This is a genomic window from Isoptericola sp. NPDC057559 (assembly GCF_042801555.1).
In the GTDB taxonomy this organism is placed as follows: Bacteria; Actinomycetota; Actinomycetes; order Actinomycetales; family Cellulomonadaceae; genus Isoptericola.
In genome coordinates, this window is record NZ_JBHVFQ010000017.1 from 70737 (window position 1) to 86275 (window position 15539).

The following is a 15539-nucleotide window of genomic DNA, read 5'->3' on the forward strand; positions in this document are numbered from 1 at the left end:
CCGCGAGGCGCGCAGCGTCAGCCGCGGGTCTCCTCGGCCGCGCGCACCACCTGCTCCAGCCACGCGCGGCGGGCGGCGAGGGCGGTCTCGGCCTCCTCGACCCGGCGGGCGTCGCCGGACTCGCGCGCCGTTGCGAGGTCGCGCTCGAGGCCCTCGATGGCCGCCTCGAGCTGCGCCGCCGCGCCCTCGGCCCGCGCACGGGTCTCGGGGTTGGTGCGGTCCCAGCGGGCCTGCTCCGCGTTGCGGACCGCCGTCTCGACCGCGCGCATGCGGCCCTCGACGCGCTGCACGTCGCCGCGGGGCACCTTGCCGGCGTCCTCCCACCGCTCCTGCAGGTCGCGCAGCGCGGCCTTCGCGGCGGCGAGGTCCGTGACCGGCAGCAGCGCCTCCGCCTCGACGAGCAGCGCCTCCTTGACCACGAGGTTCTGCCCGTACTCGGCGTCGATCGCCGCGTTCTCCGCGTCCCGCGCCCCGAAGAAGGCGTCCTGCGCGGCCCGGAACTTGGCCCACAGCGCGTCGTCGTCCTTGCGGCTGGCCCGGCCGGCGGCCTTCCAGCGCGCCATGAGGTCGCGGTAGGCCGCCGCGGTGGCGCCCCAGTCGGTGTGGTCCCTCAGGGCCTCCGCCTCGGCGACCAGCTTCTCCTTCTCCGCCTTGGCGGCGCTGTTGCGCTGCTCGAGGTCGGCGAAGAAGTGCCGACGCTCACGGTCGAACGCGGTACGGGCGTGGCTGAACCGCTTCCAGAGGGCCTCCTCCGTCGGACGGTCGATGCGCGGCCCGTTGCGCTGCGCGTCCTTCCACTGGTCGAGCAGGCCGCGCAGCTCCTCGCCCGCCGGGCGCCACTGCATCTTGGCGGGGTCGGTGCCGGCGATCTTCTCGGCCGCGTCGACGATCTCCGTGCGAGCCGCGACGGCCTCCGCCTTGGCCGCGGCACGCTCCTGCTCGAGCGCCGCACGCCGCTCCGCCGCACGGGCCCTGAGGCCCTCGACGCGGGAGCGCAGGGCGTCCAGGTCGCCGACGGCGGCCGGCTCGCCGGTCTCCTCGGCGAGCTTCGTGAGGGTCTGATCGATCTCCCGCACGGACAGGTCGGCGCTGTCGAGACGCGTCTCGAACAGGGCGACCTTGGCGTCGAGGTCGAGGTACCGGCGCACGTAGAGGCTCATCGCCTCCGAGGTGTCGACGCCAGGGAACTGGCCGACCTGGCGCTCGCCGGCAGCCTCCCGCACGTACACGGTGCCGTCCTCGTCCACCCGGCCGAACGCCTCGGCGGCGGCCGCCTGGGCGGCGTCGTGGGCAGGCGGCGCGACCGGCGTCACCGGGGTGGCGGCCTCGGCCGGCGGGACGTCCGCGGGCGTGGGCGCCGCCGGGCGGCGCACGGCCGACGGCTTGGGCGCGCCCGGGCGGGGCTTCGGCACGGCCGACGGCTTGGGCGCCGCCGGCGCCGCCGGCTTCGCCGGGGCCGGGGTCGGCTCGACCGGAGCGGCCTCGACCGGAGCGGCCTCGACCGGAGCGGCCTCGACCGGAGCGGCCTCGACCGGAGCGGCCTCGACCGGAGCGGCCTCAGCAGCCGCGGGCTCGGCAGGCGCCTCGGCGGGCTCGGGCGCGGGGGTGCCGGAGGCCTCGGAGTCGGCGGTCGTCCCGGGCTCCGGGGCGGCGTCCGCCGTCTCGGGCGCGGGGTCCGCCTCCGTGGCCTGGGGCTCCGCCGTCACGGCGGCCTCGGCAGCGGCGGGCTGCTCGTCGGTAGCCGGGGTCGGTGGGGCCGCCTGGTCCGGGGTCGTCTGCGATGGAGTCTCGGCCGTCTCCTCGGTGCCGGCCGGGGTCTCCTCGGGGCCGGTCGAGCCGGGGGTGCTCTCGCTCACTGGGTCTCCACTCCTTCGATGATGACGGGGCTGTTGGGCGGACCGTCGCCGGTTCCGCTCGACTTGCCCTCGTCAGCGACTGCCTGGACGGCGTCCAGGCCGGACGTGACGGTGCCGAGCACCGTGTACCCGCCCGCGGTGTCGGACGGGATGGTCGAATCCTGGTACACGATGAAGAACTGCGAGCCCATCGACTCGCCGTCGTTGCCCTGGCGGGCCATCGCGATGGTCCCCGCGGGGTACACGTCGTCCTTCGGGGCGTTCTCGATCGGGCCGTACGAGTAGCCCGGGCCGCCGGTGCCCGTCCCCGTCGGGTCGCCGCACTGGAGCACGAAGATGCCCTGCGTGGTGAGCCGGTGGCAGGGGGTGTCGTCGTAGTACCCCTTCTTCGCGAGGGACACGAAGCTCGCGACCGCCTGCGGGGCGGCGGCGCCGTCCAGCTCGACCACGACCTGCGAGTCGGTCCCGCCCGCGCACAGGTCCAGCGTGGCGGTCCAGGTGCGGTCCTCGGCGGCCGACGGGTCGGGCAGGTCCCCGCCCGAGCGGGCCTCGGTCGAGGCGGCGGGGCAGTCCCCGGCGGCCTGCGGCGTCGGGGTGGCGGTCGGGTTCGCGGCGCTGCCGAGGTTCGCGATCACGAAGCCGCCGCCCACGAGTGCGAGGACGGCCACGATCGCCACGATCGCGAACGCCCGCTGCCGCCGGGCGCGCGCCTGCGCCTGCCGCTGCTCCCACTTCTCCTGCCGCTTGCGGGCGTACTCACGCTCGCGCTTGGTGGCCGCCACCGTCGGGGGCACCTCCTCGGTCGTCCCGTCTCGCACGGGAACTTCCGCGCGCGGAGGACAGTCTAGAGGCCGGGACGCAGGTCACACCCGCAGGGACGGCCGGCCCGCCGCCGACGGCGCGGACGCTAGCGTGGAGGCCGTGCAGATCCTCCTCGTCGTCGCCCCCGTCTTCGCCACCAACTGCTGCGTCGTGGTCGCGGGTCCGGACGGGCGCGACGCGGACTGCGTGGTCGTCGACGCCGGCGCCGGGACCGCGCCGGGGGTCGAGCGGCTGGTCGCCGAGCGGGGCCTGGTTCCTCGCGCCGTCCTCGCCACGCACGGGCACGTGGACCACACCTGGGACGCCGCCGCCCTCTGCGACCGGTACGACGTGCCCCTGCGCCTGCACGCCGCCGACGCCTACCGGCTCGGCGACCCGTTCGGCACCCTCGGCACCGAGGCCGCGGACCCCGGTGTCAGCGGCGCACTCGCGCAGGCGCTCGCGGCCACCGGCCGGCGCCCGGAGGACTACCGCGCCCCGGCGGTCGTCGAGCCGTTCGACGGCGCCGACGGCGGGCTCGTCGCGGGGGAGGTACGGCTGCGGGCGCTCCACGCACCCGGGCACACGGAGGGCTCCACCCTCTACGTCGTCGGGGACGTCGTGCTCGCGGGCGACGTCCTGTTCGCGGGCGGGGTGGGCCGCACCGACCTGCCGGGCGGGGACCCGGCGACGATGGCGCGCACGCTCCGCGACGTCGTGGGCGGCCTCGAACCCGCGCTCGACGTCGTGCCCGGGCACGGCCCGACGACGACCGTGGGCCGCGAGCTCGCCACCAACCCGTACCTGCGCTGACGCGGCGGCCGCGACGCGGACGGGCGCGCCGGACGGCCCCGCGGTCTGGGAAGATGTGCACCATGGCACGCCCCACCCCGCTCTCCGGCTTCCCCGAATGGCTCCCCGACGGTCGCGTCGTGGAGCAGCACGTGCTCGACACGCTGCGCCGCACCTTCGAGCTCCACGGGTTCGCCGGCATCGAGACGCGGGCCGTGGAGCCGCTCGACCAGCTGCTGCGCAAGGGCGAGACCTCCAAGGAGGTCTACGTGCTGCGCAGGCTCCAGGAGGAGGGCCAGGCCGACGCGTCCCCGGACCGCGGCGAGAAGCAGCTGGGCCTGCACTTCGACCTCACCGTCCCGTTCGCGCGCTACGTGCTCGAGAACGCCGGCCGCCTCGCGTTCCCCTTCAAGCGCTACCAGATCCAGAAGGTGTGGCGCGGCGAGCGTCCCCAGGACGGCCGCTTCCGGGAGTTCGTCCAGGCCGACATCGACGTCGTCGGCGCGGGCGAGCTCCCGTACCACTACGAGGTCGAACTTCCGCTGGTCATGGCCGAGGCGCTCGGCGCGCTGGGCGACGTCGGCGTGCCCGAGGTCCGCATCCTCGTGAACAACCGCAAGGTCGCCGAGGGCTTCTACCGGGGCCTCGGCCTCGAGGACGTCGAGGGCGTCCTGCGCCAGGTCGACAAGCTCGACAAGATCGGGCCCGACGCGGTCGCGGAGCTCCTGCAGGCCGAGCAGGGTGCCACGCCTGAGCAGGCCAAGGCGTGCCTCGAGCTGGCCGCGATCTCGGGCGAGGACGTCGGCGTCGTCGAGCGCGTGCGGGCCCTCGCGGCGTCCTACGCCGCCGGTACGGAGCTGCTGGAGACCGGGCTCGGCGAGCTCGCCGCGCTGATCGAGGCGGCCGCGCGCCGCGCACCCGGCGTCGTCGTCGCGGACCTCAAGATCGCCCGAGGGCTCGACTACTACACCGGCTCCGTCTACGAGACGGTCCTCGTGGGTCACGAGCAGCTCGGCTCGATCTGCTCCGGCGGCCGCTACGACACCCTCGCCTCCGACGGCAAGAACACGTACCCCGGCGTGGGGCTCTCGATCGGGGTCTCGCGCCTCGTGTCGCGGCTGCTGTCCGCGGGGCTGGTCGCCGCGACGCGCGGCGTGCCCACCGCAGTCCTCGTCGCGGTGAGCGACGAGGAGCACCGCACGCAGTCCGACGCCGTCGCCACCGCGCTGCGGGCCCGCGGCGTCCCGGCCGACGTCGCGCCCACCGCGGCGAAGTTCGGCAAGCAGATCAAGGTCGCCGACCGCCGCGGCATCCCCTTCGTCTGGTTCCCGGCCGGTCCGGGCGCCGAGGGGGAGCCGGCGGCCGACGCGCTCGCCGGCCAGGTCAAGGACATCCGCTCCGGCGAGCAGGTGGACGCGCACGCCGACTCGTGGGCGCCGCCGGCGGAGGACCTGCACCCGCGCGTGGTCCCCGCGGTCGCGGCCGGCTGAGCGGTCCCGGTCCCCGGACCGGGACCGCGGCGCTCACGCCTCGATGAGCGCGACGACGTTGCGCGCGGGGTCGCGGAACCACGCGATGGTCGGGCCCTGGCGCGGGTCGTCGCTGCGGACCACGCCGTCGGCGTCCTGCGCGAACCCGGGGTAGCGCACCAGCTCGACGCCCGCGTCGTGCAGGTCGGCGGCCGCCGCGGCGACGTCGGGCACGACGAGGTTGAGGACGGTGTGGCCGGCGGGCTCGTGCGCGTCGCCCTTGGGGTAGACGAACACGGGGGAGCCCCCCGTGACGTCGAGCTCGAGCCCCATCGGCGTGCGCCGCGCCGCGAGCCGCAGGGTGTCGCGGTAGAAGGTCTCGGCGGCGTCGAGGTCGTCGACGGAGAAGCTGCTGAACGCACGATGCACGGTGAACACGGGGGACTCCTCGGGTCGGTCGCGGCCCGGCGGTCCCGGGCCCTGGGGTGTGGACCCGGCGCGCCGCGGGAACTGAGCGGGGGACCGCCCGCGGGGGTTGTCCCCCGCGCACCCTGAGGCGCCCCTGAGAATCACCCTGAACTTGGGCCTGACCTGGCCGGACGGACCGTCGGAGCCGCTACGGTGGCGCCCGTGAGCATCTACGTCGTCCTGTCCCGCAGCAGCACCGTCCTGTCCCGGACGATCCGTCTGGCGACACGCGACGAGTACACCCACGCGGCCCTGGCCCTCGACGCCGACCTCGAGCTGATGTTCAGCTTCGGGCGGCGCCGCGCCGGCAACCCGTTCGTGGGGTGCTTCAAGCGCGAGCGGCTCGACGACGACCTCTACCGTGACATGCCGGTGCTGCCCGGCGTCGTGCTCGAGGTGCCGGTGACCGCCGCCCAGCGCGAGGCCGTCTGCGGGCAGGTGGCCGAGTTCCTCCTCGACAGCCACACCTACACCTACAACGCCCCGGGCCTCGTGAGCGGGCTGTTCGGCCGCGGCTCCGAGGACGACCGGCGGTTCTTCTGCTCGGAGTTCGTCTACCAGGTGCTGCACGGCGCCGGCGTGGCCGACCTGGGCCTGCCGCGCTGGAAGGTGCGCCCGCAGACCCTGCTCCAGGTGCCGGGCGAGGTCGCCTTCCGCGGCGACCTCAAGCGGTACGTCGCCCAGCGCGGCCCGGCGCCGGCCGCGGCCGCGCTCGCCTTCCGGTGGCCCGTGCCGGCCTGAGCCGGCCTGAGCCGGCCTGAGCCGGCCTGAGCCGGCCTGAGCCGGCCGCAGCCGGCCCGCCCCCCGCGCGCGCTCCAGCGCGGGTCCAGGGTGGAGTGCGACCGTGGAACCATGCCGCACCGAGTCTTCCTCCACGTGGGCACGCCGAAGTCCGGCACGACGTACCTGCAGTCGCGACTGCACGCCAACCGGCGGCAGCTGCGCCGTCACCACGTCCGCTACCCGACGGGCGCGCTCGGCGAGCCGCGGCTGCACTACTGGGCGGCGCTCGACCTCACGGGCACCGACCACGGCGTCGAGCCCCGGCGGGTGGACGGAGCCTGGGACCGGCTGGTCGCGAAGGCCGGGCGGGCGTCCGGCGACGTCGTCCTCAGCCACGAGGTGCTCGCCAAGGCGACCCCCGGGCAGGCCGAGCGGGCGCTCGCGGACCTCGCTGCGTCCGGTGCCGACGTCCGGCTCGTGCTCACCGCGCGCGACCTCGCGCGGGAGCTCGCGAGCGGGTGGCAGGAGTCCCTCAAGTTCGGTGCCCGCAGGACCCTGCGTGACTTCCTCGACCGCGCGCGGGAGGGGCGGTCCGCGTTCATGAGGTCGTTCGACCCGACCCGTGTCCTCACCACGTGGGGGAGCGGCCTGCCGCGGGAGCGGATCCACGTGGTGACGGCGCCGCCCCCGGGCCGGGCCGAGGACCTGCTCTGGGTGCGGTTCCTCGACGCCCTCGACGTGGACCCGGCCTGGGTGCCGCGCGAGGCGGCGCGGGTGAACGCGTCGGTCGGGGTGCCGGAGGCGCAGGTGCTGCGTCGCCTCAACGGCCGCCTGGGCGCGCGGGCGCACCGGGGCGGGGACCTGTCGCCGCTGGTGGACGGTCTCGTGGTGGCGCACGCGCTGGCCCCTCGGCGTTCCGCGGCGATCACCGTGGGGCCCGACGACCTGCCCTGGGTGGCCGAGCGCAGCGGGGAGTGGGTCGCGTGGCTGCGACAGCGCGGCGTCACCGTGCACGGCGACCTGGACGACCTGCTCCCGGAGGCGCCCGAGGGCGACTGGACGGACCCGGACGCGCCGCGGCCCCGGCAGGTGGCCGCGGCGGCCCTCGACGTGGTGGAGGTGCTCCTCTCGGAGGTGCACGACCGGCCGGCATCCCTGGGCGAGCGGCTGCGGCGAGCGTTCACGCGCGCCCGCGGCTGAGCGCGGCTCCCCGCGCCGGGGCTGGACACGGGATCGAACGTGTGTTCGAATGCGTGGGTGCGGTGGGACGGGCAGGCGATCGGGGCGGACGACGGCGCGCTGCCGGGCCTGGAGCGGTCGGGCCTGGCGCGGCTCGGCCTGGTGCGCAGCGTGCGGACGCCGGAGTTCGCCGACGTCACGTTCCACGAGGTGATGGCGAAGAGCGCGCTCACCAAGGTGCCCGCCGCGTCGCGGATGCCCTTCGGCTGGACGGTCAACCCCTACCGCGGCTGCAGTCATGCGTGCCGGTACTGCACCAGCCCCGACACGCTCGTCCTGATGGCGGACGGCCGCCAGAGGCCGATCCGTGACGTCCGGGTCGGCGACAAGATCGTGGGCACGGTCAGGGTCGGCGGGTCTCGTCGATATGCCGAGACGTCGGTCGAGGCCGTGTGGCGCGAGGTGAAGAGGGCGTACCGCGTGACGCTGGCCGACGGGACCGAGATCGTCGCGAGCGGCGATCACCGCTTCCTCGCGCGGGACCGCGGGTGGACGCACGTGGCCCGCCCGGGGCGGGGTGCACCGCAGCGCCCGTACCTGACGACGGACGACGCGCTGATGGGGTTCGGCCGGGGCCTGCCGACGGCCGCGAGGTCCGGGCCGGGTGAGTCTCGTGAGTACCGCCTCGGCTACCTCACCGGCATGATTCGCGGCGACGGGATGCTCCTGTCCAAGGCCCACCAGGCGGACGACGGGCGAACGCGACGCGTGACGCACTTCCGGCTCGCGCTGACCGACGCCGAGGCGCTCGACCGCTCGGCCGAGTACCTGACTCTCGAAGGGGTCGCCCTCAAGAGGCGGCCGTTCCGCCCGGCGACCCCGACGAGGCGGGCCGTGGACTGCATCTACTCGGGCCGTCGTGCGGACCACGAGACGATCAACCGGACCATCAGGTGGCCCGAAGAGCCTGCCGACGCATGGAAGCGGGGGTTTCTTGCGGGGACCTTCGATGCCGAGGGGGCGCTCTCGCGAGGCGTCCTGCGCATCTCGAACGGCGACGAGGAGATCGTGACTCGTGCGGGCGCCTACCTGGACCAGCTCGGTGTGCCGAACGTCCGGGAGCGAGCGCGTGCGGACGGCGTCCTCACCGTCCGGGTCGCCGGAGGTCTCGCGGCCCGGCGACGCCTCCTTCACCTCGTCGCCCCTGCGATCACGCGCAGGCCGACGATCGTCGGCGACGCGGTCACGACCTCCAGCGACCTCAGGGTGACGAGCGTCGAAGACCTCGGCGTCGAGCAGGAGATGGTCGACATCACGACCGGCACCGGAGACTTCGTCGCCAACGGTGTCGTCTCGCACAACTGCTTCGCCCGCCCCACCCACGAGTACCTCGACCTGGACGCCGGCCGGGACTTCGACTCCCAGGTGGTCGTGAAGATGAACGTCGACGCCGTGCTGCGCACGGAGCTCGCGCGGCCGTCGTGGCGGCGGGAGCCGGTGGCGCTCGGCACCAACACCGACCCGTACCAGCGGGCGGAGGGGCGGTACCGCCTCATGCCGGGGATCATCGGGGCGCTCGCGGACTCGGGGACGCCGTTCTCGATCCTCACGAAGGGCACGCTGCTGCGGCGCGACCTGCCGCTCATCGCCGAGGCCGCACGCAAGGTGGAGGTGGGGCTGGGTGTGTCCCTCGCGTTCGCCGACGAGGAGCTGCAGCAGGCGGTCGAGCCCGGCACGCCGACGCCCCGCGCCCGCCTCGATCTCATCCGGGCGGTGCGCGCGGCGGGGCTGCCCTGCGGCGTGATGGTGGCGCCCGTGCTGCCGTGGCTCACCGACTCGCGCGACCACCTGCGGCGGCTGCTCGACGCGGTGGCGGACGCCGGGGCGACGGGCGTCACGGTGGTGCCGCTGCACCTCAAGCCGGGCACCCGCGAGTGGTACCTGCAGTGGCTCGAGCGCGACCACCCGCGCGTCGTGGCCGGCTACGGCCGGGTGTTCTCCCGCGGCACGTACGCCCTGGAGGCGTACCGGCAGTGGCTGTGGGACCGGGTGGAGCCCCTGCTCGTCGAGCGCGGGTTCGGCTCCTCCGGGCACCGTGCGCGGTCGGGCGCCACCGGCCGGTTCCCGGACGAGCTGCGCCCGCACGACGAGGGCGACTACCCGGCCGGCTCGATCGTCGAGCACTCGATCCCCGAGCGTCGGACCACGTCGGCAGGGCGCGCCGCCGAGCAGGCGGAGCTCCTGTTCTGACCGCTTCGACCGCTTCGACCGTGTCGCTCCGGCGGGCTGTGCGGTCAGTCGACCGGCGACACCCGCAGGATCTGCGTGCGCGCGACGGCCCGGTCGCGGACGTCGAGCCGCGCCGTCCGCTCGGGGTCCGCCATGTAGGCCGCGAGGGCGGCCTCGTCCGGCATCTCGATGACCTGCATCTCGGTCGGGTCGTCGGTGCTCGTCCCGGCGTCGAGGGAGCGGACCCGCGAGACGACGCGGCCGCCGTGCCGGGGGACCAGCGCGAGCACCTCCGACTCGTAGGAGGTCAGCAGGTCGGCCTCGCCCGGGGCGGCCCACAGCAGCACGCACAGCGTGACGGGGCGAAGGTCAGGGCTCACAGGATCAGCCTCTCAGCGCAGGAACGAGAACCAGAGCACGAACGCGCACAGCAGGAACATGCCGGTCGCGTTGACGAAGAAGTTGCGGCCGAAGTCGCGGGCCCGCACGTGGAAGGCGAGCGCGAGGACGAAGTACACGACGAGCGCGACCGACGTCACGAGCCCGAGCGCCGGCACCCAGATCCCGGCGACCAGGCCGACCGTGGCGGCCGCCTTGATCCACGGCATGACCCACCACCACTGCTCCGGGAAGCCCACGTCCCGGAAGCACTGCGCGATGAACGACACGGGCCTGAGGCACAGCAGGGCGTCGCCGGCGCACACGAGGGCGAGCACCAGCACGGGCCACACGGGGTCGGGCAACGTCGCCATGGGCCCGACGCTACGTGCCCACGCGGGCGCCGGGCGGGAGGTGTGACCAGGCTCTCAGCCCGCCGGAGCGGGTCAGGCGCCGTCGACCAGCCGGGCGGGGAACCCGCCGGTCGCGACCGGCCCCCAGCGGTCGATCGTGATCCGTACGACGCTCTTTCCCTGGCGGAGCATCGCCTCGCGGTACTCGGCCCAGTCGGGGTGCTCCTTGCCGGCGGCCGCGCGGTAGTACTCGACGAGCGGCTCGACGGAGTCCGGGACGTCGATCACCTCGGCCGTGCCGTCCACCTGCACCCAGGCGTCGTCGAAGTCGTCGCCCAGGGCGAGGAACGACGCCTGCGGCCGACGGCGCAGGTTCACCGCCTTGGCGCGGTCGGGGTAGGTCGACACGACGACGCGCCCCGCTTCGTCGACGCCGAACGTGACCGGGCTGAGCTGCGGCGACCCGTCGTTCCGGGTGGTGACGAGCACGCCGTGGTGTCGCGCGCGCAGGAGGTCGAGCAGGTCGTCGCGCTCGACGCGGGTGGTGGTGGCGATGCGGGGTGCCATGGGCGGCCCTTCGTGGTGGCGGTGCGCGGCGAGGGCGACGCGCGGGGACGGGCGGGTACGGGCGGGTCAGGGGAGAGCGGGCGCGGCGCCGGGGGCGGCCTCGTCCGGGACGTCGCCGGGAGCGCTCATGAGCCACTCGGTGGCGAACAGGACCTTGTCGGTCAGTCCCAGCATGGCGTCGCGGATCTCCACGTGCGGGGTGGAGAACGCGAGCCGGGCGACGGCCTGCGCGCCGGGCGCGGGCGCCCAGTAGTCGACGAGGAGGAGCGGGACGTCCTGGCCGCCCAGCTCGGCCGAGCCCGGGGTCACCCGGACGTGCCGCAGGAACGGGCCGGAGAGGGTGTCGGTGACGGTGAGCGCGTCGTCGGGACCGAGCCGCGGCTGGAGCCGGTCGTGGATGCGCTGCAGGTGCGTGACGCCGCCCGCCTCGGGGCCGAGGTCGTGCCAGTACAGCGTGAGGTTCAGCGCGAGGGCGGCGTCCTTGCCCGGCAGCACCAGGTAGGCCATGACCTGCCCGCCGGCGGCGGCGGCCTTCGTGGCGACGGCGGTGAGCTGGTCGCGCAGGTCGCGTCGCAGCGCGGCCCCGCGGTCTCCCAGGGCGGCGCCCTGCTGCTTGACGACCGCGCGGATCTGCAGGTCCCGCTGGGCCTCGTCCTCCAGGTCGATGAGCGCCCAGTGGTCCGGCAGGTTGAGCTCGATGCCGATGCCGCGCGACCCGCCGGGCTCGTCCACGCTCGCCATCGCCTGCAGGCCCTCGAAGCTGATGCCCGCGCCGGTGCCGTCGGCCAGGCCGGTCGCGTCGGCGTCGTCGCCGGGACCGAGCGCCGCGCCGAGCTCGGCCACCCCCAGGGTCATCGCGTCGGTGCTCCCGGGGTCGACGACGACCCGGTCGATGACGGCGCCGTGCCGGTGCAGGAACGGGATCAGCGAGTCCCGGCGCCGGAGGCTGTAGGCCCGCGAGGGGTCGTCGGCCAGGAACCGCTCGAGGGCACCGGCCGACGAGAACAGGCACAGGGCGTAGGGGAGCGTCCCGCCCTCGGGTGCCGGGAAGACGCGCACCTGCGGGGTCTCGTCCTCGCGCGGGAGGACCGGGACGACGACGGGGGCGTCGCGGAGGGCCCGGAGGGCCGCGTCACGGTCGGCGCGGGCGAGCGCGGTCGCGAGCGGCCCCGGGGTGCCGGGCTGCTGCGCCGGCGCTGCGTCGTGGGTGGCGTCGGTCATGGTCGATCAGGTCTCCAGTGTCGGGTCGGAGGTGAGCGCGGTGCGGGGCGTGCGGTCCTCGGCGTCGCTGGTCACGGGCTCTCGGGAGACCCGTTCGAGTGCCATCGGTCCTCCACTGTGTCCTCGCCGCCGCGCCTTCTGGTGCCGACCGTCTCGTTGCTGGTGGTGCCCCCGCCCCGTCCGCGCCCGCGCGCAGGCCCAGGCTCGTGTCCAGGTCCCGCCGCAGGTCAGCCACCGGTTCTCACCCGGTCTCGCCCCGGAAGAGAGTAACGAGAGGGGCGGTTTGTGACCACGGCAACACACCTCGGCGGTCGACGCGCCCTCCGGCGTCCGAAAAGGCGGATGTGGCCCGGGGCGCAGCGACTAAACTCGCCACGTCGCCCCGACGGGGCGCGACGGCCGCCCCGGCCGGGCACCGGGACGGCGGCACCACCCGCCCACCACCCGTCACGAAAGGACCCCTCCGTGCTCCGCACCCACACGGCCGGCTCACTGCGGGCCGAGCACATCGGCCAGACCGTCACCCTCACGGGGTGGGTCGATCGCCGCCGGGATCACGGGGGAGTGGCCTTCATCGACCTGCGCGACGCCTCGGGCATCTCCCAGGTCGTCATCCGGGACGAGTCCGTGGCCCACCCGCTGCGCTCCGAGTTCGTGCTGCAGGTGACCGGCGAGGTCGGCCGCCGCCCGGAGGGCAACGCCAACCCGAACCTCGCCACGGGCGAGATCGAGGTCGTGGCCAAGGAGGTCGTGGTCCTCAACGAGTCGGCCCCGCTGCCGTTCCAGGTCTCCACGGCCCTGGCCGACACGGAGACGATCGGCGAGGAGGCGCGCCTCAAGCACCGCTACCTCGACATCCGCCGCCCGAGCCAGGCGCACGCCCTGCGGCTGCGTTCGAAGGCGAACCAGGCGGCGCGGCGCGTGCTGGACGAGCACGACTTCGTCGAGGTGGAGACGCCCACCCTGACCCGGTCGACGCCCGAGGGCGCCCGCGACTTCCTGGTCCCGGCCCGCCTCGCGCCCGGCAGCTGGTACGCGCTGCCGCAGAGCCCGCAGCTGTTCAAGCAGCTCCTCATGGTCGGCGGCCTCGAGCGCTACTACCAGATCGCCCGCTGCTACCGCGACGAGGACTTCCGTGCCGACCGTCAGCCCGAGTTCACGCAGCTGGACGTCGAGCTGAGCTTCGTGGACCAGGACGACGTCATCGCCCTGGCCGAGCAGGTCCTCGTCGCGCTGTGGAAGCTGATCGACGTCGAGATCCCGACGCCGATCGCCCGCATGACCTACGCCGACGCCATTCGCCTGTACGGCACGGACAAGCCCGACCTGCGCTTCGGGAACCCGCTCGTCGAGCTCACGGAGTACTTCGCCGAGACGCCGTTCCGCGTCTTCCATGCGGAGTACGTGGGCGCCGTCGTCATGGCCGGGGGCGCGTCGCAGCCGCGCCGCCAGTTCGACGCCTGGCAGGAGTGGGCCAAGCAGCGCGGCGCCAAGGGTCTCGCCTACGTGACGTACGGCGAGGACGGCACGCTCGGCGGCCCGGTCGCCAAGAACCTGTCCGACGCCGAGCGCGAGGGCCTCGCCGCCGCCACCGGCGCGCAGCCGGGGGACGCCGTGTTCTTCGCGGCCGGCCGGACCTCGGAGGCCCGCGCGCTGCTCGGCGCCGCCCGCATCGAGATCGCGCACCGCACCGGCCAGGTCGACGAGGACGCGTGGGCGTTCGTGTGGGTCGTGGACGCACCGCTGTTCAAGCCGACCGGCGAGGACGACGACGTCGACCTCGGCCACTCCGCCTGGACCGCCGTGCACCACGCGTTCACGTCGCCCAAGCCCGAGTGGATCGACAGCTTCGAGTCCGACCCGGGCAACGCCCTGGCCTACGCCTACGACATCGTGTGCAACGGCAACGAGATCGGCGGCGGCTCCATCCGTATCCACCGCCGCGACGTGCAGGAGCGGGTCTTCGACGTCATGGGCATCGGCCCGGCCGAGGCCCAGGAGAAGTTCGGCTTCCTGCTCGACGCGTTCAAGTTCGGCGCGCCGCCGCACGGCGGGATCGCGTTCGGCTGGGACCGCATCGTCGCGCTGCTGACGAAGTCGCCGTCGATCCGCGACGTCATCGCCTTCCCGAAGTCGGGCGGCGGCTACGACCCGCTCACCGACGCGCCGGCGCCGATCACGCCGGAGCAGCGCAAGGAGGCGGGCGTGGACGCCCCGCCGCAGGACGAGCCGCCGGTCGCGGGGGAGTGACCAGCACCCTCGACGGGCACGCCCTCGCCCCGGTCACCGAGGTGGCCGGGGCGAGCGTGCCTGCGCGCTGGGCGCACCACCCCGTCGTCGTCGCCGAGGCCGCCCACGGCGGGTGGGACGCCAGCCACGTCTGGTTCGACGACGACGCCTTCCTGGTCCGCCTGCGCTGGCGGGAACGGATCGACGGCGTGCGCCCGCTCGCCGTCGACCACGCCCCGACGGGGGTGAGCGTCCTCGCCGTGGGCGGCGCCGACGGCGCGTCGCGCCTGGTGCTGGCCGCCGAGGCGGAGCTCTCCGCCGTCGGAGGACTGGGCCCGGTGGTGCGGGCGTCGATGCCGCGGGGCACGCACGCGACGCTGTCCGGCGTCGTCCCCCCGGACGGCCTCGTCGTCCCGGCGCCCTGCGACCGCGCACCGTTCGACGCGTGGGACTGGATGTGCGCCACGGAGCCGCCGCCCGTCGTGCCGGGCGAGGACCGCGTCACGGAGCTCACGAGCGCCGACGAGCGCGCCGAGGCGGCCGCGTGCCTCGCCGTCGCGCACCCGGGAGGTGAGCTGCCCGTCGGCGAGCCCCGCTCCCGCTGGTGGGGCTGGCGCGACGACGACGGCGTGGTGCGGGGCGTCGCGGGCGCGTCACGGCGCGTCCCGGGCCGCCCCTGGGCGCTGGGCTCGATCGGGACCGACCCGGCCTGGCGCGGGCGGGGGATCGCCGCCGCGGTGACCGCCGCGGCCACGCGGGCGGGCCTCGCCGAGACGTCGATGGTCACCCTGGGGGTGTACGCCCACAACGAGGCGGCACGGCGCCTCTACCTGCGGCTGGGCTTCGACCCCGCGCAGGAGTTCGAGAGCTCTCGCCCCTGACCGGACCCCGCGGCGCGCGTCAGTCGTCGGCCGCGTGGGCGGGGTCGACGGCGTCGGCCAGGTAGCCGTCCGGGCGGACCAGCAGCGTCGCGGACCATCCGTCGGCGCGCCGCACCACGACGCGCTCTGCCGGGTCGACCTCGCCCGGAGCCGCGGGGACCGCCGCCGGCGCGCCCGACCCCGGCCCGACGACGACGAACCGGCCGGCCCGCAGCGCCTCCGCCATACGCGTCCCGGCGCCGTCGGGCACCAGCGGCAGGTCGGGCACGCGCCGTCCCGCCGCGGGATGGGCGCCCGCGGGGGCCGGGTACCGGACCCCGAGCGCGGAGACGGTGGCAGCCGCCCGCCGGCGGGCGGGCGCCACGCGCGCGAGGGCGGTGGCCAGGACGGCGC

At 75.3% G+C, this 15539-nt stretch carries 14 protein-coding genes and 1 pseudogene; 7 read left to right on the forward strand and 8 right to left on the reverse strand.

Translation table 11 applies throughout. The annotated features are described in order from the left end of the window. Window positions 1–17 precede the first annotated feature (17 nt). On the reverse strand, window positions 18–1856 hold the full coding sequence (locus ACFU5J_RS15670) for a DUF349 domain-containing protein (RefSeq protein ID WP_430579338.1): 1839 nt from the start codon (window positions 1854–1856) through the stop codon (window positions 18–20). Then, entirely contained in the window at window positions 1853–2638 is a 786-nt protein-coding gene (locus tag ACFU5J_RS15675) for a peptidylprolyl isomerase (RefSeq protein ID WP_430579348.1), read from the reverse strand. Before ACFU5J_RS15675 ends, ACFU5J_RS15670 begins: the two co-directional genes overlap by 4 nt. Before the next feature lie 139 nt (window positions 2639–2777). Between ACFU5J_RS15675 and ACFU5J_RS15680 the strand changes: the two genes are divergently transcribed. Both ACFU5J_RS15680 and hisS read left to right on the forward strand, forming a co-directional pair. Beyond that, on the forward strand, window positions 2778–3470 hold the full coding sequence (locus tag ACFU5J_RS15680; protein WP_430579339.1) for an MBL fold metallo-hydrolase: 693 nt from the start codon (window positions 2778–2780) through the stop codon (window positions 3468–3470). Between the two features lie 62 nt (window positions 3471–3532). Further along, complete coding sequence (gene hisS / locus ACFU5J_RS15685; protein ID WP_430579340.1) at window positions 3533–4939, forward strand: histidine--tRNA ligase; 1407 nt, start codon at window positions 3533–3535, stop codon at window positions 4937–4939. 33 nt (window positions 4940–4972) lie between these two features. On the opposite strand, the gene ACFU5J_RS15690 is transcribed toward hisS, so the two are convergent. After that, window positions 4973–5356, reverse strand: coding sequence for a VOC family protein (locus tag ACFU5J_RS15690; protein ID WP_430575760.1), 384 nt, complete (start codon window positions 5354–5356; stop codon window positions 4973–4975). Window positions 5357–5548: 192 nt separating this feature from the next. On the opposite strand from ACFU5J_RS15690, the gene ACFU5J_RS15695 reads away from it, so the two are divergent. From ACFU5J_RS15695 to ACFU5J_RS15705, 3 genes are all read left to right on the forward strand, one after another. After that, on the forward strand, window positions 5549–6127 hold the full coding sequence (locus tag ACFU5J_RS15695) for a hypothetical protein (RefSeq protein ID WP_430575759.1): 579 nt from the start codon (window positions 5549–5551) through the stop codon (window positions 6125–6127). Between the two features lie 111 nt (window positions 6128–6238). Continuing rightward, a complete protein-coding gene (locus tag ACFU5J_RS15700) occupies window positions 6239–7309 on the forward strand; it encodes a hypothetical protein (protein WP_430579341.1) in 1071 nt (356 codons plus the stop codon). 57 nt (window positions 7310–7366) lie between these two features. Further along, a complete protein-coding gene (locus tag ACFU5J_RS15705; protein ID WP_430579349.1) occupies window positions 7367–9538 on the forward strand; it encodes an intein-containing Rv2578c family radical SAM protein in 2172 nt (723 codons plus the stop codon). Between the two features lie 44 nt (window positions 9539–9582). Here ACFU5J_RS15705 and ACFU5J_RS15710 read toward each other — a convergent pair whose 3' ends face one another. The 4 genes from ACFU5J_RS15710 to ACFU5J_RS15725 form a co-directional block, all read right to left on the reverse strand. After that, entirely contained in the window at window positions 9583–9897 is a 315-nt protein-coding gene (locus tag ACFU5J_RS15710; RefSeq protein WP_430575756.1) for a DUF1330 domain-containing protein, read from the reverse strand. A 12-nt stretch (window positions 9898–9909) separates the two neighbouring features. After that, window positions 9910–10269 carry a DoxX family protein gene (locus ACFU5J_RS15715; RefSeq protein WP_430575755.1) on the reverse strand — a complete coding sequence of 120 codons (360 nt, stop codon included), beginning with the start codon at window positions 10267–10269 and terminating at the stop codon, window positions 9910–9912. Between the two features lie 72 nt (window positions 10270–10341). Beyond that, window positions 10342–10815 carry a PPOX class F420-dependent oxidoreductase gene (locus tag ACFU5J_RS15720; protein WP_430579342.1) on the reverse strand — a complete coding sequence of 158 codons (474 nt, stop codon included), beginning with the start codon at window positions 10813–10815 and terminating at the stop codon, window positions 10342–10344. A gap of 66 nt (window positions 10816–10881) precedes the next feature. After that, entirely contained in the window at window positions 10882–12036 is a 1155-nt protein-coding gene (locus tag ACFU5J_RS15725) for an SseB family protein (protein ID WP_430579343.1), read from the reverse strand. Between the two features lie 465 nt (window positions 12037–12501). On the opposite strand from ACFU5J_RS15725, the gene aspS reads away from it, so the two are divergent. Together aspS and ACFU5J_RS15735 are read left to right on the forward strand one after the other, a co-directional pair. Then, on the forward strand, window positions 12502–14286 hold the full coding sequence (gene aspS, locus ACFU5J_RS15730) for an aspartate--tRNA ligase (RefSeq protein WP_430579344.1): 1785 nt from the start codon (window positions 12502–12504) through the stop codon (window positions 14284–14286). After that, window positions 14283–15146 carry a GNAT family N-acetyltransferase gene (locus ACFU5J_RS15735; RefSeq protein ID WP_430579345.1) on the forward strand — a complete coding sequence of 288 codons (864 nt, stop codon included), beginning with the start codon at window positions 14283–14285 and terminating at the stop codon, window positions 15144–15146. Before aspS ends, ACFU5J_RS15735 begins: the two co-directional genes overlap by 4 nt. Window positions 15147–15165: 19 nt before the next feature. On the opposite strand, the pseudogene ACFU5J_RS15740 reads toward ACFU5J_RS15735, so the two are convergent. Continuing rightward, a pseudogene (locus tag ACFU5J_RS15740) lies at window positions 15166–15539 on the reverse strand (hypothetical protein); the annotation flags it as partial.

What these genes read in the sequence shown, in the direction of transcription:
- ACFU5J_RS15720 (WP_430579342.1), bottom strand. Translation starts at nt 10,815, where the DNA reads ATGGCACCCCGCATCGCCACCACCACCCGCGTCGAGCGCGACGACCTG.
- ACFU5J_RS15715 (WP_430575755.1), bottom strand. Translation starts at nt 10,269, where the DNA reads ATGGCGACGTTGCCCGACCCCGTGTGGCCCGTGCTGGTGCTCGCCCTC.
- ACFU5J_RS15725 (WP_430579343.1), bottom strand. Translation starts at nt 12,036, where the DNA reads ATGACCGACGCCACCCACGACGCAGCGCCGGCGCAGCAGCCCGGCACC.
- ACFU5J_RS15700 (WP_430579341.1), top strand. Translation starts at nt 6,239, where the DNA reads ATGCCGCACCGAGTCTTCCTCCACGTGGGCACGCCGAAGTCCGGCACG.
- hisS (WP_430579340.1), top strand. Translation starts at nt 3,533, where the DNA reads ATGGCACGCCCCACCCCGCTCTCCGGCTTCCCCGAATGGCTCCCCGAC.